Origin of the sequence: Achromobacter sp. JUb104, from assembly GCF_024806975.1 — a bacterium.
Lineage (GTDB): Bacteria > Pseudomonadota > Gammaproteobacteria > Burkholderiales > Burkholderiaceae_B > Achromobacter > Achromobacter spanius.
In genome coordinates this window covers 118,522-135,893 of record NZ_JANUEY010000002.1, presented here as the reverse complement: position 1 = coordinate 135,893, position 17,372 = coordinate 118,522, and the positions used below count along the sequence as shown (strand labels likewise).

Below are 17,372 nucleotides of genomic sequence, written 5' to 3'. Positions count from 1 at the left end.
CAAACCATGAGCAAAGCCCGCCACGTATCCGAAACCCCCGCCACGCAACTCCTCAAGCAGCACAAGGTGCCCTACACCGAACACACCTACGACTACGTGGACCACGGCGGCGCGGGCGAAGCCGCGCGCCAGTTGGGCCTGGACCCGCACGCGGTAGTGAAGACGCTGGTGATGGAAGACGAATCCGCCAAGCCGCTGATCGTCGTCATGCATGGCGACCGCGAAGTCTCCACCAAGAACCTGGCGCGCCAGGCGGGGCTGAAACGGGTCGAGCCCTGCAAGCCCGAGGTGGCGCAGCGGCATTCCGGTTACCAGGTGGGCGGCACCTCGCCCTTCGGCACCCGCAAGAAGATGCCGGTGTGGGTCGAGGCCGACGTGCTGACTTACCCCGTGGTCTATATCAACGGTGGACGCCGGGGTTACCTGATCGGCATTGACCCCAATGCGCTGGTGACGGTGCTGGGCGCCAAGCCGGTGTCCGTCGCGTTGGAGTAGGGCGACAGGTCACGCATCAAGCGTCACCACCACCTTGCCCTTCGCCCTACCGCTTTCGACATAGGCCAAGGCCTCTTGCGCGGAGTCCAATGCGAACACACGGTCCACGACCGGCCGGATCGCGCCGGACTCGATCAGCGCAGTGATCTGTCGTAGCTGTTCTCCGTGTGCGCGCATGAATACGAAGTCATAGTTGACGCCGAGCTTGGTCGCTTTCCGGCGAACGCGCCAGCTAAGAAACCGCAATGCCTGCTTCAATCCCCAAGACAGCCCTTGTTGTTCGGCGAAGGCGGGCGTGGGTGGACCAGAGATGGAGATCAGTCGTGCTCCGGATCCGAACTTGAGCACCTGAAACGATTTGTCGAGTACGTCCGGCCCCAAGCTGTTGAGGACGACGTCGTAATCGCGCAGTGTCGATTCGAACGCTTGCGTGCGGTAGTCGATGACAACGTCGGCACCCAGGCCCTTCACCCAATCGACGTTCCGGGTGCTGGTCGTCGTTGCGACAAAAGCGCCCAAGTGTTTGGCAAGCTGGATGGCGATCGTTCCGACACCACCGGACCCTGCGTGTATGAAGACTTTTTGCCCTGGTTTCACCTGTGCGGTCTCGACCAGCACCTGCCAGGCGGTCAGCGCTACCAAGGGCAGTGAGGCCGCCTGTTCCATGTCCAGGTTGCGGGGTTTGAGGGCCAGCGCGTCTTCATTTACGGCGATCAACTCGGCGAAGCTGCCGATGCGATTGTCCGGGGGACGCCCATAGACTTCATCGCCCACCTTGAACTGGCGCACATTGCGTCCCACGCCCACGACGACGCCCGCCAGGTCGTTGCCAAGCACCAGGGGGAAACGATAGGGAAGGATGAGTTTGAATTCACCTTTGCGGATCTTGGCGTCCAGCGCGTTGACGCTGGCGGCATGCACCTGCACCAAGACGTCGTTGTCGCCGACAGAGGGCTCGGGCAATTGGCCAAGCTTGCCAACGTCTTTGTAGCGCTCGATGAAAAATGCCTGCATGGTTGCGTAGCCTGTGGCCAGATAAAAGGCCGCGCGCCCGGGTGGCCGCGGTCAACACGAAGCCCGCGCGACGTCGAAATCCATCACGCGGCATTCATTATGATGTCGATCGTAATCTAAACGGTTTTGTGCGGCAAGCGCCGGAAACAGGGCAATGGCGCAATGCCGGGGCGGCCCGGGTTATTCCCGCGGGGGAGGGTTTCCCGCAGCCACCAGCGCCCACAAATTCTCGGCCACGGCAGCCATATCACTAGGCTGCCGAAACAGGCAGATCTCCAGCGGGATGTCCCATTCTTCCCCGCCTGCCCGAATCAAGCTGCCCTGTTGCAGGTCATCGTGCACCAGCATGTCGGGCAGCCAGGCGATGCCTCGCCCCTGTATCGCCATGGATCGCAGCAGCGTGGCATGCGGTCCGACGAACGCCGTCTGGATGCGTTCAACGGGCATCGCCTTGTGCCGCAGTTGGTGGCTGACGATGCGGCCCAGGCCGGATGCGGGGCCATAGGCAAGAAAGGGCACCACGCCGTCGCCGGCAAGCCGGTGCGCCGGTTCGCCGGCAGGGCCGTCGGCAGCCGGCGCGCTGACCGGCACCAGCACGTCCGTGCCCAGATGCACCTTGGGGTAGGGGGCTTCGTCCAGGCGGCTGGCGACTTGCGGATGGCGGTGGCACAGCAGGAATTGGACGCGCCGCTGCGCCATCAGGTCTTCGCAGGCTTGGAAACTGTCGGACATCATCTGGATCGCGCCGACTTCCAGCGCCGCTTCCAGCCGGGTCAGCCATTTCGGGAAAAACGTCAACGACAGCAGATGGGTGGCGGCAAAGCGCAGGCTGGCGCCTTCCTGGGCGTGGGCGGCCAGCGCCTTGATGCGCGCGGCTTCAAGGTCGGCCATGACCTGCTTGAGCAGCGGCAAGAATTTTCGGCCCGCGGCGGTCAGTTCGGTGGGGTGTGTGCTGCGGTCAAACAGGTCAGCGCCCACCCATTCTTCCAGCGCGCGGATGTGTCGGCTGAACGCCGGTTGCGCGATGGCGCGGGCTTCCGCCGCGCGCGAAAAGCTACCCGTTTCGGCCAGAGAACAAAAGTCTTCCAGCCAATTCATGTCCAGGGGTCGGTTTCCAGGTCCCATGTCAGGTGTGCGCCATGGCAAACATAATTCTATGCGTTTCGAGTATTGGACGACCCCATGGGGGTGCCGCAATCATAACTGCCATTCCCTACCCATAAGATACGGAGACAACGATGGCTTCCATCTCGAATTACCGCGGCATCATCCCGGCAATTTCCTGCCCCTTTACCGACGATCATCGTATCGACGAACCCGCCCTGCGCCGTCTGGCCTCGTGGCTGGCGGGACATGATGGTGTTGTCGCCGTCATGACCAACGGGCATACGGGCGAGGTGTTTTCCCTTACCCCGTCGGAACGCGCCCAGGTGACTCGCATCGTGGCCGACGAGCTGCGCGGCAAGTTGCCGGTGATTTCTTCGATTGTCTGCGAAGGCATTGCCGAGGCGCAGGAGCATGCCCGCGCGGCGCGCGAAGCGGGCGCCGCCGCGCTGGACGTCATGCCGCCGCACCACTGGCTGCGCTTTGGCTTCACGCCAGGTCATGCGCTGGAGTATTTCCAGGCGATCCACGAGGCCGCGCCTGATCTTGACCTGGTGTGCCACGTGTATCCGGCGTGGACGCGGGCTTCTTATTCGTCCAAGCTGCTGGGCGACTTGGCCCGCTTGCCCTACGTGCAGGCGTTCAAGGTGGGCCAGCGCGACATGAACAAATATGCGCGCGACATCCAGTCGCTGCGCGACGCCGATGCGTCCAAGGCCATCCTGACCTGCCACGATGAATATCTGCTGGCGTCGATGGTGCAGGGCGTGGACGGCGCGCTGGTCGGCTTCGCCACGTTCATCCCGCAACTGATCATCGACCTGTGGGATGCCGTCAAGGCAGGCGACCTGAAGCGCGCGCAGCAGGTGCAGGCCTTGATCACGCCGCTGAAAGACGCCGTTTACGGCGGCGGCGAACCCACCGGGGAAGCCCATGCCCGCATGAAGGCCGGCATGTATCTGGCGGGCGTGCTGGAAAGCGCGACCGTGCGCCCGCCTACCGAGGCGCCCAACGACGCCGACATGCAGGCGTTGCGCACTGCGTTGACCGGTGCGGGCTTGTTGGCTCGCTGAAGCACTCGCGTCTGTAGCGGCACGGATGCAGCGGGGTGGCATGACGCCAACCCCCTGCACGATGCCGCAAGCAAAATAAATAAGAGGAGACACATCATGCAAAAGAGAATCGCGTTGCGCGCCATGGTCGCGTTGTGCCTGGCTATTGGGGGCGGCGTGGCCCATGCGCAGGACGCCTATCCGTCACGGCAGATCCGGTTCGTGATCCCGTTTCCGCCGGGCGGCACGCTGGACATGCTGGGCCGCGACCTGGCGCAGAAGCTCAGCGAACAGACCGGCCAAAGCTTCATCGTGGAAAACCGTTCGGGCGGCAACGGCATTATCGGCGCCGACGTCGTCGCCAAATCGCCGGCGGATGGCTACACCTTGCTGTTCAACGCGTCGACGTTCACGACGGCGCCCATGACCATGAAGGCGGTGCCCTTCGACGTCGACAAGAATTTCGTGCCGGTGGCCATGGCGGGCAAGGCGCCGCTGTCGGTCTCGGTGAAGAAAGACCTGCCCGTTACCGACCTGGCCGGATTGCTGGCCTACGCCAAGAAGAACCCGGGCCAGCTTACCTTTGCCGTGGGCTCCATCGGATCCGCGGGTCACCTGGCCACCGAGCTCTTGAAACGCCAGGGGGGCCTGGACTACATGGTCATCCCCTATCGCGGCACGTCGCCCGCGTTGCAGGATCTGGTGGGCGGGCGCATTGATGGCTTCATCGACCCGGTCCTGGGCGCGGTGTCGTACTACAAAAGCGGCATGCTGAAGATCCTTGCCGTAACGTCTGACGCGCGCCTGCCCAATCTGCCTGACGTGCCGACCGTCAGCGAAGTGTTGCCCGGCTATCAGTTCTACAGTTGGTACGGGCTGTGGGCGCCGGCGGGCACGCCTGGGCCCATCGTCGAGAAGCTGAACGCCGAGGTCAACAAGGCCTTGTCATCCGGCATGACGGCCAAGTACGAACAACTGGGCGTGTCGTTGACGCCGGGGTCGGCCACGACGTTTGCACGCTTTCAGAAAGACGACATGGCACGGTCGCGCAAGATCATCGAGGAAGGAAACATCCATGTCGATTAATCCGGCGGGCGGACTGGCGGTGGTGACCGGCGCCACGGGCGGTATCGGCCTGGCCATTGTGCAGCGCCTGCTGGACGCGGGCTGGCAGGTGGCCGGCCTGGACATCGGGCCGGCCGTGGCGCGGCACGCGGCCTATCGCCACATCACCGTTGACCTGTGCGATGAAGCCGCGACCCGGCAGGCGCTGGATAGTTGCAAGCAGGCCCGGGCGTTGGTACATGCCGCGGGCATCATGCGGGTGGGGCCCTTGGCGCAGTTGGACCCCGCCGACGGCGAACGCATGTGGAAGCTGCACGTGGACGTTGCCGTCAGGCTGGCCCAGCTACTGACGCCGGACATGGCCGAGCGTGGTGACGGCCGCGTGGTGCTGGTGGGTAGCCGGACGGCCCAGGGCATGCCCGGCCGTAGCCAGTACGCGGCGTCCAAGGCCGCGCTGGTGGCGCTGGCGCGCAGTTGGGCGGCGGAACTGGCGCCTCAGGGCGTCACCGTGAACGTGGTGTCGCCGGCCGCCACGCAGACAGGTATGTTGCAGGATCCCGCGCGGGCGGCCAGCGCGCCACGGATGCCGCCGATAGGCAGATTGATCCAACCCGAGGAGGTGGCCGCGCTGGTCGAATTCCTGCTGTCGCCCCAGGCCGCCGCCATCACCGGTCAGGACATCGCAATCTGCGGCGGCGCATCACTGCCGCGCTGAGCGTGTGGTATCCCATTACCACCCCCCGCCCGCCGGACGCGCGCACAATGTCTCCCACAACATCAAGAACCGGAGCCCCATGCTGGGCGCTGAACCGGGCGCCCTTCATTCCAAGGAGACATTCATGAGCAAAAGACTGTTGATGCTGGTCGGCGATTACGCCGAAGACTACGAAACCATGGTGCCGTACCAGACGCTGCTGGCCGTGGGGCACACGGTGCACGCGGTCTGCCCGGACAAGAAGGCCGGCGACACCATTGCCACCGCCATCCACGATTTCGAAGGCGCGCAGACCTACAGTGAAAAGCGCGGTCACAACTTTGCGTTGAACTTCGACTTCGATCGCGTCGAGCCCGCGTCCTACGACGGCTTGGTGATACCCGGCGGCCGCGCGCCGGAATACCTGCGACTGAATGAAAAAGTGCTGGATATCGTGCGCTACTTCGATCAGGCCGGCAAACCCATTGCAGCGGTGTGCCACGGCGCGCAACTGCTGGCGGCGGCCGGCATCCTGAAAGGGCGCACGTGCTCGGCGTACCCCGCGTGCGCGCCCGAGGTGCGGCTGGCGGGCGGCACCTATGCCGAGATCGGTATCGATCAAGCCTATACCGATGGCAACCTGGTGACGGCGCCGGCCTGGCCCGCGCACCCGGCGTGGCTGTCGCAATTCCTGGTGGTGCTGGGCACGAAGATCACGCCCTGATGCGCGGGGCCGCGCTGGATGGAATCAGGCAAAGTCCAGCACGACCCGGCCTTCGATCTGGCCCTGCTTCATGCGGTCGAACACGCTGTTGATGTTCTCCAGCCGATCCGTGGACACCGTGGCGCGCACCTTGCCGGCTTCGGCAAATTGCAAGGACTCTTGCAGGTCCAGCCGCGACCCGACGATAGAGCCGCGCACGGTGACGCCGTTCAACACCATGTCGAAGATCGACAGCGGGAAGTCGCCCGGCGGCAGACCGTTCAGCGCCACGGTGCCGCCGCGCCGCACCATGCCCATTGCCTGCTCAAACGCCTTGGGCGATACCGCCGTGATCAGCGCGCCATGCGCGCCACCGATTTCGCGCTTCAGGTAAGCGGCGGGGTCGGTGGTCTTGGCGTTGACGGTGACCTCGGCGCCCAGGCGGCGAGCCAGTTCCAGCTTGCTGTCGTCGATGTCCACCGCGGCCACGTTCAGGCCCATGGCTCGGGCGTATTGCACCGCCATGTGGCCCAACCCACCGATGCCGGAGATGACGACCCAGTTGCCCGGCCGCGTATCCGTCATCTTCAGGCCCTTGTACACGGTGACGCCCGCGCACAGCACGGGGGCAATGTCGACAAAGCTCACGTTCTTGGGCAACAGCCCCACGTAGTCGGCGGCGGCCAGCGCGTATTCGGCGAAACCGCCGTTGACGGAGTAGCCGGCGTTCTGTTGCTGCTCACACAATGTTTCCCAGCCGCCCAGGCAGTGTTCGCAATGGCCGCAGGCGGAATACAGCCAGGGGATGCCCACGCGGTCGCCTTCCTTCACATGGGTTACCCCGGCGCCCACCGCCACCACGTGGCCCACGCCTTCGTGGCCGGGAATGAAGGGCGGCTTGGGTTTGACGGGCCAGTCGCCCTGGACGGCGTGCAAGTCGGTGTGGCACACGCCGCAGGCTTCTATCTTGACCAGCAATTCGCCTGGCCCTGGGCGCGGCACGGCCACTTCTTCAATCACCAGGGGTTCGCCGAATGCGCGTGCAACCGCGGCCTTCATTGTCTTGTCCATAGTCTGCTCCGAAGTCAGGTCAGTTCTTCTATGCTCGACCGCTTGCGTAGTAGACACCATGATTTTTATCAATCGGGACCGCATGCAAAGGGTGGGGGACAGGTGGCTTCGCGCAACGCGTTGACGGGATCGGGTGTCGGGGACGTAAGCCGCCTGGCGTGTTGCGAGCGCTGCGGCAAACGTCGTAAAGTGGTTCTTCGCGAGGTGGGCCCGGCAGGTGCCCCTGACCTCTCGTCCGGGAGCTTATATGTGTGAAATCTTCATCCGCGCGAGCGAGCAGTCCTACGCGCCCGAAACCCGTTCGCTGCGCCTGCATGGCGTGGCGACCAGCTTGCGGCTGGAGCAGTTGTTCTGGCAGGTGCTGGAAGAAATTGCCGGGCGTGACGGCATGCGCGTCACGCAATTGATCGAACGGCTGTACGACGAGCTGATCGAATATCGCGGCGAGGCCGCCAATTTCACGTCGTTCCTGCGCGTGTGCTGCCTGCGCTATCAGTTGCTGCAGGCCGATGGGCGCATTCCTCACGATGCTTCAGTGCCGATCCGGTCGCTGAACCCGCAAGCGGTGCTGGAAGGACTGCCGGCATCGATGTACGACGCGGAACCGCTGCGCGCCAAACGGCGCGTCGCCGCCTAGGCTGGTCAAAAAAATAAGGCCCGATCAGATCGGGCCTTATGCATTGTTGCGCGATGTGGGGCCGCCCGCTATGGGTGCCCCCGCCGTCAGTGTTCAGCCCCCGGGCTGTATGGACGCCAGCGCCACTTCGTTTTGTACGATGCGACGGATGCGCACCGCATCGCCAATGCGCGACAGCTTGCCTTGCGAATCCAGCAGCACGATGGCCAGGTCGCGGCCATTGATGCGCGCCAGCATCACCAGGCACTCGCCGGCCTCGTTGATGTAGCCGGTCTTGGACACCTTGATGTCCCAGTCGGGCTTGCGCACCAGCAGGTTCGTATTGCGGAAGGTTTGCGTGCGGTTGTTGATTTCAACGTCGTACTCGGTGTCGGTCGAGTAGCGATGGATCAGGGGGCGTTGCGACGCCGCGCGCAGCAGGCGGGCCAGATCATGCGGCGACGACACGTTGTCGCTGGACAAACCGGTGGGCTCGATAAAGCGCGTGCTGGTCATGCCCAATGATTGCGCCTTGGCGTTCATGGCGGCCACGAAAGCGGGCAGGCCGCCCGGGTAGTGGCGGCCCAGCGCGTTGGCGGCGCGGTTCTCGGACGACATCAAGGCCAGGTGCAGCATGTCGCCGCGCGACAGCTTGGTGCCCACGCGCAAGCGTGACGTGGTGTGTTTGAGGCCGTCGATGTCATCGTCGGTGATCTCAAGCATTTCATCCATCGGCAAGTTGGCGTCCACCACCACAACGGCCGTCATCAGCTTCGAGATGGAAGCGATGGGGCGCACCACGTTTTCGTTCTTGGCGAACAGAACGGTGGACGTTTCCAGGTCTTGCACATAGGCCGTGCTGGAGCGCAGCGCGGCGGCTTCAGCGCGCACCGACGAAGCGGCGGGCGGCATGGCGGCGGATGCCGCCAGGGCCGCGGCGCGTTGCGCGCGGTTCGGCTTGTTGGGTTTGCCACTCTTGCCGGCGGCGCCCTTCTTGGGCGGCGTGCCCTTGGCGGCCACTTGCTTGCCACCCTTGGGCGGCGACTTCTTGGCGGTGGACGACGACTTGGGCGGGGCTTTCTTGGCGCTTGATGAAGATTTGGGAGGCGCCTTCTTGGCGCTGGGAGAGGCTTTGGCAGCGGCTTGCTTGCCGGACGAACTCTTGCCCGAAGCCGCCTTCGGGGCGGGGGCCTTCTTGGCTTGTTGCGCCTTGCAAGCCGCCGATTTGGCGTTGGTCTTGCAAGGGTCGGAATTTTTCGCGGCTTGCGCGGCGTGGGGCAGGAGCGCGCACATCGCCAGCGCCATGGGCGCTACCGCGTTCGCAATTGCACGTGTCCAGGAAAATGCCATGGTTGAGCAGGCTTATCAGTCTGTGAAGAAGTGTTTCGCAAGCCGGCGTATCGTCGGTTCAGGAAAAGTCCAGATGAATTAGGGGCTTACGCGATGAATTTAAACAGTACATCAAGAGGCGCGCAAGGCGATTCGCGATCTTGTCATAAAAAAATAATAGTGACGCATGTGTCGTGGATGCAATTTGTCACAGGCGTGAGGTGAGAAGCTAACGGCTGAACGCGCGTGAGCGTAGCCCGGAATAACCCTCATTTGGCTGAACGTCGGTAGTAGCCGTCTTTAGAAGACTAAATTCAGTCTAGAATCAGTCTCATTGGATCCGAGGACAACCATGAAATACTCAACCCAAGTCAAGCCCATCAGCTACCTGAAAAGCCACGCGGCAGAAATCGTCAAGGAGATTTCTGAGAATCGAGAACCGATGCTCATCACTCAAAACGGGGAGGCAAAACTCGTGGTGATGGATGTTCTGAGCTACGAAGAGCAAGAACAAACGATTGCGCTACTGCAACTGTTGGCCCGCGGACGCCGCGAGATTGAAGAGGGCCGGGTCGTTCCAGCTGCCAATGTTTTCGCTCAGATTGAGGCAATGGACAAAGAAGGTTCGGAATGAGCCACCAGGTTGTTTTTCTTCAGTCCGCTGTAGACGATTTGCATGAAATTCGCCGCTACATTAGAAAGCACTTTTCTCAGGCGGTTTGGCAGGCTTCTTATGCCAAGATAAAGAAAGCAATCCTTAACCTCGAGCAGTTTCCGCAGGTCGGCCACGCCCCTCTCGAACTGCCTGCCACGCATTTCCTCGAAATCATCGCTGCGAAGAACCGCGTCATCTATGAGGTGGTAGGGAAGATCGTCTATATCCACGTCATCTGCGACACACGTCAGGACTTCAAGACAAAGCTCGCAAGGCGGCCCGTCCGAACAGGTTAGCCACCTGGCCGAACGCGGACGCGAGCTACATTGCGCACCTGAGTCGTGGGGCCCAATTCATAATCCGCCTTGCGTTGCCGGGTCGTCCCTGAAAAGCGATACAATTCCGCCCGCAGCGTGTCTCCGTAGTTCAACGGATAGAACAAGGACCTCCTAAGTCCTAGATACAGGTTCGATTCCTGTCGGAGACGCCAGCTTGTCTTTCTGCCTTTCTTTCCAGCCAGGCCATTCGCGCCTGTCGCCTATTCCCCACTCTGAAATGCGAAGTGTCCGGCATTGAATCGTGCTGAACTGCCGTGCTGAACCGCGGGGCTTAACCGCCGTACCGAACCGCTTGTTGCCATGGCGCAAATCACTAGCGCGGTGACCGCCGAGCGCACACGCTTGGCGATTTAGGATTCGTCTGAAATTGCGGTCCAGATGCCGTCGGCATGTGCCACCCGTACCAAGGCGGCGTCATAATGCGCGCAGTGCCGACGGGACGCCACACAATTACAACCTGCGCCCGCGGCCCGACCACTGACGCAGGAGACTTTCACCATGATGCTGGGCTGGCTTGCGCTTGCCTTGTTGACCTTCGCCCTGCTGGCGTATGCCGCCCTAAGGCACAACCCGCTACGCATGCCCGACCTGTTGGCCACGCTGGACAGCATGGATCAGGGCGTAAGCGTGGTGGATGCGCGTATGCGGCTGGTGGCGTGGAACCAGCAGTATCAGCGCCTGTTCGATTACCCCGACGGCCTGCTGCGCGTGGGCCAACCCGTGGCCGACCTCATCCGCTTCAACGCGCATCGCGGCAAGTTCGGGTCGGACCCGGGCCTGGACATCGACGCCCTGGTAGGCAAGCGCATCGCCTTGATGCAAGCCGGCGCCGTCTACCATCGGCAGCGCACCTTGCGGTCAGGGCGCGTGGTGGAACTGCGTGGCCGGCCATTGCCGCGCGGCGGCTACGTCACTAGCTATAGCGACATCACCGACTTCAAGCGCGTGGAAAGCGCGCTGCGCGACATCAACAACACGCTTGAGCAACGCGTCAGCGCGCGGGCGCAAGAGGCCGAAGCGGCGCAGCGATCACGCACCCAGTTCCTGACAGCCGTCAGCCACGATGTGCTGCAGCCCATCAACGCGGCGCGCCTGTTTGCGTCGGCGCTGAACGAGGAAGACCGGCCCGAGGCACAGCGCTATCTGGCGGGCCGCATCAACACGTCGCTGCGCGCGGCGGAAGAACTGCTTGACGGCCTGCTGGACGTATCGCGGCTGAACGCGGGGGTGCTCAAGCCTGAATTCAGTGACTTCAACGTGGAGCCGATGCTGCGCCAACTGGCCGACCAGTACGGCCACGTGGCGCTGCGGGCCGGCTTGCAGTTGCGCCTGCACGCCAAACCTTCGCTGCTGGTGCGCAGCGACCCGCGCCTGTTGCGCCGCATCTTGCAGAACTTCCTGGCCAATGCGTTGCGCTATACGGGTGACGGCCGCATTCTGCTGTCCGCGCGGTCGCGGGGTGGGCAAGTACAACTGCAAGTGTGGGACACCGGGCCGGGCATTCCCCCGCATCAATTGCGCCGCATCTATGACGAGTTTCAGCGCTACGAACAGCCGCAGAACCGGGAAGGGCGCAGCTTCGGCCTGGGGTTGTCCATATGCCGTCGCTTTGCGTTGTTGCTGGGGCATGGGCTGGACGCGCGCTCGGCCCTGGGCCGGGGCAGCGTGTTTTCGGTCAGCGTGCCCAGCGTTGCAAACCCGAGGCCCGCGCCGGCGCGCTTGAGCGGCGCGGCGTCGCGGTTGCAATGGCCGCCCGTGCATGCCTCGCTAAAGGGCTTGCGGGTGCTGTGCCTGGACAACGACTCACACGTGCTCGGCGGCCTGCAAGCGCTGTTGGGCGGCTGGCAGGCCAGTGTGTGGTGCGCGACCACGCTGGACGACGCCATGACGCTGATGCGCCATCAGCCTCATGTTCTATTAGTGGATTTCCTTCTGCGCGACCGCATGAACGGGTTGGATAGCCTGGACGCCCTGCGCGCCGGCTCGCCTGCCGCGCGAGGCGCGCTGCTGGTGGCGGATGGCGCGGATGCCTTGGCGCAGGCGGCGCGGGCGCGCGGCTATCGGGTGCTGACCAAGCCCATCAAGCCGGCGTCGCTGCGTGCCTTGCTGACGGCAAAGCTGCGCGCGCAGATGTTGACGCACCACGAATTGGCGCATCAAGGATTGGCGCCGCAGGGTTTGGAGCATCGGAGTTCGGAGCAGCATGGCTTGGCCGCATCACGCTTCACCCCTGGGGTTTGACGCGATAGCGCCATAGCGCCACGTACCCAGGCCCAGCCGCGCGGCGATCAGCACGGCTTGCGTGCGATTCGATACCCGCAGCTTGCGCATCACGGCGGTCATGTGGGCTTTGATGGTGGCTTCCGATACCTGCAATTCGTGCGCAATCTGCTTGTTCAGCAATCCCGCGCCCACCATCTGCAATACCCGGAACTGCTGCGGTGTCAGTTCGCGCACATGGGCCGCCATGGCCGGCTCGCGCGGCAGGGCGCCGCGGGTTGCGGTAATGGTGGCGGCAATGGTGGCGTGACCCGCATCGGGCTCCCAGGTACCGCCGTCCATCACATGCAGCAAGGCCGAGCCCAGCGTATCGGCGTCTGATGATTTCGGGATGAAGCCCATGGCGCCGTGATCCAGCGCGCGGCGTATCAAGAGCGGGTCTTCATGCGCCGACACAATCACGATAGGCAGTTGCGGATGCTGGTTGCGCAAATGGCCAAGCGGCCCCAGGCCGAACGAGCCGGGCATGTCCAGGTCCAGCAACAGCAGGTCGGCGCTGGGGCACGAGTCAACCAGATCGTAGAGCACGGAGATCTGGTCGGCTTCGTGTATGACGGCGTCCGGGAACACACGGCCGATCACCCCTCGCAGGGCTTCACGAAACAGCGGGTGGTCGTCGGCGATCAGCAGGACAGGCATGGGCCGATCATGCCACACGCCGCTCGCGCACCAGCGTCTGGACCACGGTGGGATCGGCCAGCGTGGTGATGTCGCCCAGGTCGTCGATGGTGTTCTCGGCAATCTTGCGCAGGATGCGACGCATGATCTTGCCCGAGCGCGTCTTGGGCAGGCTGGGCGCCCATTGCAGGTGGTCGGGCGTTGCAATCGGGCCGATCTCGCGGCGCACATGCGCCACCAGTTCCTGGCGCAGCGTGTCGGACTGCTGCGCGCCGGCTTTCAGCGTGACGTAGACGTAGATGCCCTGGCCCTTGATGTCGTGCGCAAAACCCACGGCGGCGGCTTCGGCCACCTTGGGGTGCGACACCAATGCGCTTTCCAGTTCAGCGGTGCCCAAGCGGTGTCCGCTGACGTTGAGCACGTCGTCCACCCGCCCGGTGATCCAGTAGTCGCCGTCTTCGTCGCGGCGGCAACTGTCGCCCGTGAAGTACATGCCCGGATAATCCTTGAAGCAGCTCTGGATGTAGCGCTGCTCGTCGCCGTACACCGAACGCGCCTGGCCGGGCCAGGAATCGCGGATGAAAAGATTGCCTTCGCCGGGGCCGTTGATGATGGCGCCGGTTTTCACATCGACAAGCTCGGGGCGGATGCCGAAGAAGGGCGTGCTGGCCGCGCCCGGCTTGCTGGCGCGGGCGCCGGGCAATGGCGAAATCAAGATGCCGCCCGTTTCGGTTTGCCACCAGGTGTCCACGATGGGGCAGCGGCCCCCGCCTACGATGTCGTGATACCAGCGCCAGGCTTCGGGGTTGATGGGTTCGCCCACCGACCCCAGCAGTCGCAAGGACTTGCGCGACGTGCGCAGCACGGGCTCGGACCCTTCGCGCATCAACGCGCGAATCGCGGTGGGGGCGGTGTAGAAGATGGTGACGGCGTGTTTGTCGATGACCTGCCAGAAGCGCGAGGCGTCCGGGTAGCTGGGCACGCCTTCGAACATGAGGGTGGTGGCGCCGTTGGCCAAGGGGCCGTAGACCAGGTAGCTGTGGCCGGTAATCCAGCCCACGTCGGCCGTGCACCAGAAGACGTCGCTGTCGCGGATGTCAAAGAGCGTGGCGTGGGTGTAGGCGGCATAGACCAGGTAGCCGCCCGTGGTGTGCAGCATGCCCTTGGGCTTGCCGGTACTGCCCGAGGTGTAGAGGATGAAGAGCGGGTCTTCGGCGTTCATGCGTTCAGGCGGGCAGTCGTCCGGTTCGCGTTCCATCAGGCGGTCCAGCCAGTAGTCGCGTTCGGGCGTCATGTTGACGGATTCGCCCGTGTGCGGCACCACCAGCACGGTGCGCACGCCTTCCATGCCCGGCATGTCCAACGCGGCGTCCACGTTGGCTTTCAGCGCAACGCCGCGGCCCGCGCGGCGGCCGCCGTCGGCGGTGATGATGGCGCAAGCGCCGCAGTTGCGCACGCGGTCGGCAATGGACGCCGGCGCAAACCCGCCGAACACCACGTTATGCACCGCGCCGATGCGCGCGCACGCCAGCAGCGCCACCACGGTGTCGGCAATCATCGGCATATAGATCGTGACGCGGTCGCCGCGCCCGATGCCTAGACGGCGCAACGCGTTGCCCATCTTGCAGACCTTGGCGTGCAGTTCGCGGTAGGTCAGGCGTTGCGACGGTGTGCCGGGGTCGTCGGATTCCCAGATCAGCGCGGTCTTGTCGCCGCGTGTTGCCAGGTGTCGATCCAGGCAATTGACGCTGACGTTCAGTTCGCCATCGGCATACCAGCGTATATGAAAGTCGTCGGGCGACAGATTGACGTCGCGGATCTGGGTGGGTTCGCGATACCACTGCAGGCGCTTGGCCGCATTCGCCCAGAACGCATCGGGGTCCTGCATCGAGGCCGCGTACGCGGCGTCGTACTGGTCCTGCGTAACCGTGTGCGGTCCGGCAAAACCTTGGGGGACGGGATAGCGATCGCGTATGGGTTCCATGATGGCTCCTGAGCGTGGTTGATGGGCGTAATTGATGGGCGTAAATAACAGGCGTAACTAACAGGCGTAACTAATGGGCATGTTTAGTGGGCGACGGCGGTTGTGGCGCCGATGCCTGTCTGGCTGCGGACGGTCAAGGCGTCGAAGGCCTCGGCTTCCTGATGCGCCCGGGGGCTGTTGTCCAGCTTGGAGAACAGCCAGATCGAAAAGAACGCCAGCGGGATGGACAGGATGCCGGGGTTGGGGAACGGCGTGATGGGCGTGGCAAAGCCGAATACATCGACCCATACCGTGTCGCTCAGCACCACCCAGATCGTGGCCGAGGCCAGCCCGAGAAAGCCGCCAATGGTGGCGCCCCGCGTGGTGCAGCCGCGCCAGGAAATCGACAGCACCAGCACCGGGAAGTTGGCGCTGGCCGCAATCGCGAACGCCAGGCCCACCATGAACGCCACGTTCTGGTTTTCGAACACGATGCCCAGCAAGATGGCCATGACGCCCAGCGCAATGGTGGACAGCCGAGAGATGCGCATCTGCTGGGCTTCGGTGGCGCGGCCCCGCGCAATGACGTTGGCGTAGAGGTCATGCGAAATGGCCGCCGCGCCCGCCAGCGCCAGGCCTGCCACCACCGCGACGATGGTGGCGAAAGTAACGGCCGCCAGAAAGCCCAGCAGCAGGTTGCCGCCCACGGCATTGGCCAGGTGCACGGCCACCATGTTGGTGCCGCCGATCAGGCTTTTCAGCATGTCGAACTGGCCGTCCGCGCCCGTCACGTAATACTCGGGATGGCGCACCAGCAGCGCCACCGCGCCAAAGCCGATGATGAATGTCAGCAGGTAGAAGTAGCCGATGAATGAGCTGGCGTAGATGACCGACTTGCGCGCTTCCTTGGCGTTGGACACGGTGAAGAATCGCATCAGGATATGCGGCAGCCCGGCGGTGCCGAACGCCAGCGCAATGCCCAGCGACAGGGCGTTCAAGGGGTTGCTGCTGACCTGCGCACCCGGCGCCAGCAGTTCCCTGCCGGACGGGTGCACGCGCGTGGCTTCCGCCAGCAGGGCGTCGGGGCTGTAGTTGAACGCGGCCATCACCAGCACCGTCATCAGCGTGGCGCCCAGCAGCATCAGCACCGCCTTGATGATCTGCACCCAGGTGGTGGCGGTCATGCCGCCGAAGGCCACGTAGATCATCATCAGCGACCCGACGATCACCACGGCGACGTTGTAGTCCAGCCCGAACAGCAGCACGATGAGCTTGCCCGCGCCCACCATCTGCGCAATCAGGTACAGCGCAATGATCAGCAGGGACGCGCTGGCCGCCAGCACGCGCATCGGCGTCTGCGACAGCCGGAACGAGGTGACGTCGGCGAAGTTGTAGCGGCCCAGGTTGCGCAGCCGTTCGGCGATCAGGAACATGACCACGGGCCAGCCGAACAGAAAGCCGATGGCGTAGATCATGCCGTCGAATCCGCTAACGTAGACCATGCCCGCAATGCCCAGGAACGACGCGGCCGACAGGTAGTCGCCCGCGATGGCCAGGCCGTTCTGAAAGCCCGACAGCCCGCCGCCCGCCGTGTAGAAGTCGGACGTGGTGCGGGTGCGCTTGGCGGCCCAGTAGGTGATGCCCATGGTGCCGGCGATGAACGCCAGGAACATCACGATGGCGGACATGCTGGCCTGCCCGCCGGTGGCGGCGCGCGCCGCGCCCGCCAGCGAGCAGCCCAGGATGAAGATCAATGCGGCGCCCAGTTTCTTGTTTTTCATGACACGTCCTTGATGATGGCGGCCAGCAGCGGGTCGAACACGGAATTGGAGATATGCACGTAAGCGGAAATCAGCACCACGGCGCTGCACACGACCAGCGTGCCCGTCAGCACGCCGATGCTCATCGTCATGCCGGGTACCGGGCTGCCGAAGAACACGGGGTCGAACGCCAGCGTCAGGATGAAACCGGCGTAGATCACGCCCGTGATGGCAAAGAACAACAAGCTGGCGCGGCTGCGGCGGCGCAGCAGTTCCTGATATTTGGGATGTCGCATGACGGCGGCGACCCTGCTTTCGGGTTCGGGTGCTTGGGGGGAGGGGGGCACGTGGGGGGAGGGCACGTGGGGTGAAGGCACGTGTTTGGGGGTGGGCACGATAGGGCTCCTTGTTGTTATGGCCGGGCGCCGTCAGCGCATCCGGATCGGCTCGTTTGGCGATGCCTCGCGGGCCTCTGCCCAATATAGAGACGCATCACAGGCTCGCACACACGACCTTGGTCGTAGGGGGTAGGCCCTAGTGACAGGGCGCGCAAAGTGCGATTCGGCAACAGGGCTATTCCCTTTGCGCGGGCGGCGACTTGTATATGATGTTGGC

Annotated in this window: 17 protein-coding genes and 1 tRNA gene; 10 read left to right on the top strand and 8 right to left on the bottom strand. The window is 63.9% G+C overall.

All coding sequences use genetic code 11. The features are described 5' to 3' along the window. The first annotated feature begins 6 nt into the window (after positions 1-6). Positions 7-495, top strand: coding sequence for a Cys-tRNA(Pro) deacylase (gene ybaK, locus M2361_RS12530; RefSeq protein ID WP_100854909.1), 489 nt, complete (start codon positions 7-9; stop codon positions 493-495). A 9-nt stretch (positions 496-504) separates the two neighbouring features. Here ybaK and M2361_RS12525 read toward each other — a convergent pair whose 3' ends face one another. Both M2361_RS12525 and M2361_RS12520 read right to left on the bottom strand, forming a co-directional pair. Then, a complete protein-coding gene (locus M2361_RS12525; RefSeq protein ID WP_259249379.1) occupies positions 505-1,509 on the bottom strand; it encodes an NADP-dependent oxidoreductase in 1,005 nt (334 codons plus the stop codon). Positions 1,510-1,689: 180 nt separating this feature from the next. Next, the gene (locus M2361_RS12520; protein WP_259249378.1) at positions 1,690-2,607 is read right to left on the bottom strand and encodes a LysR family transcriptional regulator; all 918 of its coding nucleotides are present in this window, start codon (positions 2,605-2,607) and stop codon (positions 1,690-1,692) included. A gap of 140 nt (positions 2,608-2,747) precedes the next feature. On the opposite strand from M2361_RS12520, the gene M2361_RS12515 reads away from it, so the two are divergent. The 4 genes from M2361_RS12515 (at position 2,748) to M2361_RS12500 (ending at position 6,148) form a co-directional block, all read left to right on the top strand. Then, the gene (locus tag M2361_RS12515) at positions 2,748-3,686 is read left to right on the top strand and encodes a dihydrodipicolinate synthase family protein (RefSeq protein WP_259249377.1); all 939 of its coding nucleotides are present in this window, start codon (positions 2,748-2,750) and stop codon (positions 3,684-3,686) included. 96 nt (positions 3,687-3,782) lie between these two features. Then, on the top strand, positions 3,783-4,751 hold the full coding sequence (locus M2361_RS12510; protein ID WP_259249376.1) for a tripartite tricarboxylate transporter substrate binding protein: 969 nt from the start codon (positions 3,783-3,785) through the stop codon (positions 4,749-4,751). After that, positions 4,741-5,445: an SDR family NAD(P)-dependent oxidoreductase gene (locus tag M2361_RS12505; RefSeq protein ID WP_259249375.1), complete on the top strand. Its 705-nt coding sequence runs from the start codon at positions 4,741-4,743 to the stop codon at positions 5,443-5,445. Before M2361_RS12510 ends, M2361_RS12505 begins: the two co-directional genes overlap by 11 nt. Before the next feature lie 124 nt (positions 5,446-5,569). Continuing rightward, positions 5,570-6,148: a DJ-1/PfpI family protein gene (locus M2361_RS12500; protein WP_259249374.1), complete on the top strand. Its 579-nt coding sequence runs from the start codon at positions 5,570-5,572 to the stop codon at positions 6,146-6,148. 24 nt (positions 6,149-6,172) lie between these two features. On the opposite strand, the gene adhP is transcribed toward M2361_RS12500, so the two are convergent. Then, positions 6,173-7,198, bottom strand: coding sequence for an alcohol dehydrogenase AdhP (gene adhP / locus M2361_RS12495; protein WP_259249373.1), 1,026 nt, complete (start codon positions 7,196-7,198; stop codon positions 6,173-6,175). A gap of 247 nt (positions 7,199-7,445) precedes the next feature. On the opposite strand from adhP, the gene M2361_RS12490 reads away from it, so the two are divergent. Next, positions 7,446-7,835, top strand: a complete 390-nt coding sequence (locus M2361_RS12490; protein ID WP_100854924.1) for a ribbon-helix-helix domain-containing protein — start codon at positions 7,446-7,448, stop codon at positions 7,833-7,835. 93 nt (positions 7,836-7,928) lie between these two features. Here M2361_RS12490 and pbpG read toward each other — a convergent pair whose 3' ends face one another. Next, a complete protein-coding gene (pbpG, locus tag M2361_RS12485; protein ID WP_259249372.1) occupies positions 7,929-9,164 on the bottom strand; it encodes a D-alanyl-D-alanine endopeptidase in 1,236 nt (411 codons plus the stop codon). 331 nt (positions 9,165-9,495) lie between these two features. Here pbpG and M2361_RS12480 point away from each other — a divergent pair, with 331 nt between their 5' ends. From M2361_RS12480 to M2361_RS12465, 4 genes are all read left to right on the top strand, one after another. After that, positions 9,496-9,777, top strand: a complete 282-nt coding sequence (locus M2361_RS12480) for a type II toxin-antitoxin system Phd/YefM family antitoxin (protein ID WP_100854926.1) — start codon at positions 9,496-9,498, stop codon at positions 9,775-9,777. Beyond that, positions 9,774-10,094: a type II toxin-antitoxin system RelE/ParE family toxin gene (locus tag M2361_RS12475; RefSeq protein ID WP_100854927.1), complete on the top strand. Its 321-nt coding sequence runs from the start codon at positions 9,774-9,776 to the stop codon at positions 10,092-10,094. Before M2361_RS12480 ends, M2361_RS12475 begins: the two co-directional genes overlap by 4 nt. Before the next feature lie 119 nt (positions 10,095-10,213). Further along, positions 10,214-10,288, top strand: a tRNA-Arg gene (locus M2361_RS12470). A 346-nt stretch (positions 10,289-10,634) separates the two neighbouring features. Further along, the gene (locus tag M2361_RS12465) at positions 10,635-12,377 is read left to right on the top strand and encodes a PAS-domain containing protein (protein WP_259249371.1); all 1,743 of its coding nucleotides are present in this window, start codon (positions 10,635-10,637) and stop codon (positions 12,375-12,377) included. Here M2361_RS12465 and M2361_RS12460 read toward each other — a convergent pair. The 4 genes from M2361_RS12460 to M2361_RS12445 form a co-directional block, all read right to left on the bottom strand. Next, complete coding sequence (locus tag M2361_RS12460; RefSeq protein WP_259249370.1) at positions 12,354-13,055, bottom strand: response regulator transcription factor; 702 nt, start codon at positions 13,053-13,055, stop codon at positions 12,354-12,356. The two genes, M2361_RS12465 and M2361_RS12460, sit on opposite strands and share 24 nt — an antisense overlap. A 7-nt stretch (positions 13,056-13,062) precedes the next feature. Beyond that, positions 13,063-15,018: an acetate--CoA ligase gene (gene acs / locus M2361_RS12455; RefSeq protein ID WP_259249369.1), complete on the bottom strand. Its 1,956-nt coding sequence runs from the start codon at positions 15,016-15,018 to the stop codon at positions 13,063-13,065. Between the two features lie 83 nt (positions 15,019-15,101). Further along, a complete protein-coding gene (gene actP, locus M2361_RS12450; RefSeq protein WP_259249368.1) occupies positions 15,102-16,778 on the bottom strand; it encodes a cation/acetate symporter ActP in 1,677 nt (558 codons plus the stop codon). After that, positions 16,775-17,053 carry a DUF485 domain-containing protein gene (locus M2361_RS12445; RefSeq protein ID WP_050449774.1) on the bottom strand — a complete coding sequence of 93 codons (279 nt, stop codon included), beginning with the start codon at positions 17,051-17,053 and terminating at the stop codon, positions 16,775-16,777. Before M2361_RS12445 ends, actP begins: the two co-directional genes overlap by 4 nt. Positions 17,054-17,372: the final 319 nt, after the last annotated feature.

What these genes read in the sequence shown, in the direction of transcription:
- pbpG (WP_259249372.1), bottom strand. Translation starts at nt 9,164, where the DNA reads ATGGCATTTTCCTGGACACGTGCAATTGCGAACGCGGTAGCGCCCATG.
- M2361_RS12465 (WP_259249371.1), top strand. Translation starts at nt 10,635, where the DNA reads ATGATGCTGGGCTGGCTTGCGCTTGCCTTGTTGACCTTCGCCCTGCTG.
- M2361_RS12475 (WP_100854927.1), top strand. Translation starts at nt 9,774, where the DNA reads ATGAGCCACCAGGTTGTTTTTCTTCAGTCCGCTGTAGACGATTTGCAT.
- M2361_RS12460 (WP_259249370.1), bottom strand. Translation starts at nt 13,055, where the DNA reads ATGCCTGTCCTGCTGATCGCCGACGACCACCCGCTGTTTCGTGAAGCC.
- M2361_RS12500 (WP_259249374.1), top strand. Translation starts at nt 5,570, where the DNA reads ATGAGCAAAAGACTGTTGATGCTGGTCGGCGATTACGCCGAAGACTAC.
- M2361_RS12520 (WP_259249378.1), bottom strand. Translation starts at nt 2,607, where the DNA reads ATGAATTGGCTGGAAGACTTTTGTTCTCTGGCCGAAACGGGTAGCTTT.
- M2361_RS12510 (WP_259249376.1), top strand. Translation starts at nt 3,783, where the DNA reads ATGCAAAAGAGAATCGCGTTGCGCGCCATGGTCGCGTTGTGCCTGGCT.
- M2361_RS12445 (WP_050449774.1), bottom strand. Translation starts at nt 17,053, where the DNA reads ATGCGACATCCCAAATATCAGGAACTGCTGCGCCGCCGCAGCCGCGCC.
- M2361_RS12525 (WP_259249379.1), bottom strand. Translation starts at nt 1,509, where the DNA reads ATGCAGGCATTTTTCATCGAGCGCTACAAAGACGTTGGCAAGCTTGGC.
- M2361_RS12490 (WP_100854924.1), top strand. Translation starts at nt 7,446, where the DNA reads ATGTGTGAAATCTTCATCCGCGCGAGCGAGCAGTCCTACGCGCCCGAA.
- actP (WP_259249368.1), bottom strand. Translation starts at nt 16,778, where the DNA reads ATGAAAAACAAGAAACTGGGCGCCGCATTGATCTTCATCCTGGGCTGC.
- acs (WP_259249369.1), bottom strand. Translation starts at nt 15,018, where the DNA reads ATGGAACCCATACGCGATCGCTATCCCGTCCCCCAAGGTTTTGCCGGA.
- M2361_RS12480 (WP_100854926.1), top strand. Translation starts at nt 9,496, where the DNA reads ATGAAATACTCAACCCAAGTCAAGCCCATCAGCTACCTGAAAAGCCAC.
- adhP (WP_259249373.1), bottom strand. Translation starts at nt 7,198, where the DNA reads ATGGACAAGACAATGAAGGCCGCGGTTGCACGCGCATTCGGCGAACCC.
- ybaK (WP_100854909.1), top strand. Translation starts at nt 7, where the DNA reads ATGAGCAAAGCCCGCCACGTATCCGAAACCCCCGCCACGCAACTCCTC.
- M2361_RS12505 (WP_259249375.1), top strand. Translation starts at nt 4,741, where the DNA reads ATGTCGATTAATCCGGCGGGCGGACTGGCGGTGGTGACCGGCGCCACG.
- M2361_RS12515 (WP_259249377.1), top strand. Translation starts at nt 2,748, where the DNA reads ATGGCTTCCATCTCGAATTACCGCGGCATCATCCCGGCAATTTCCTGC.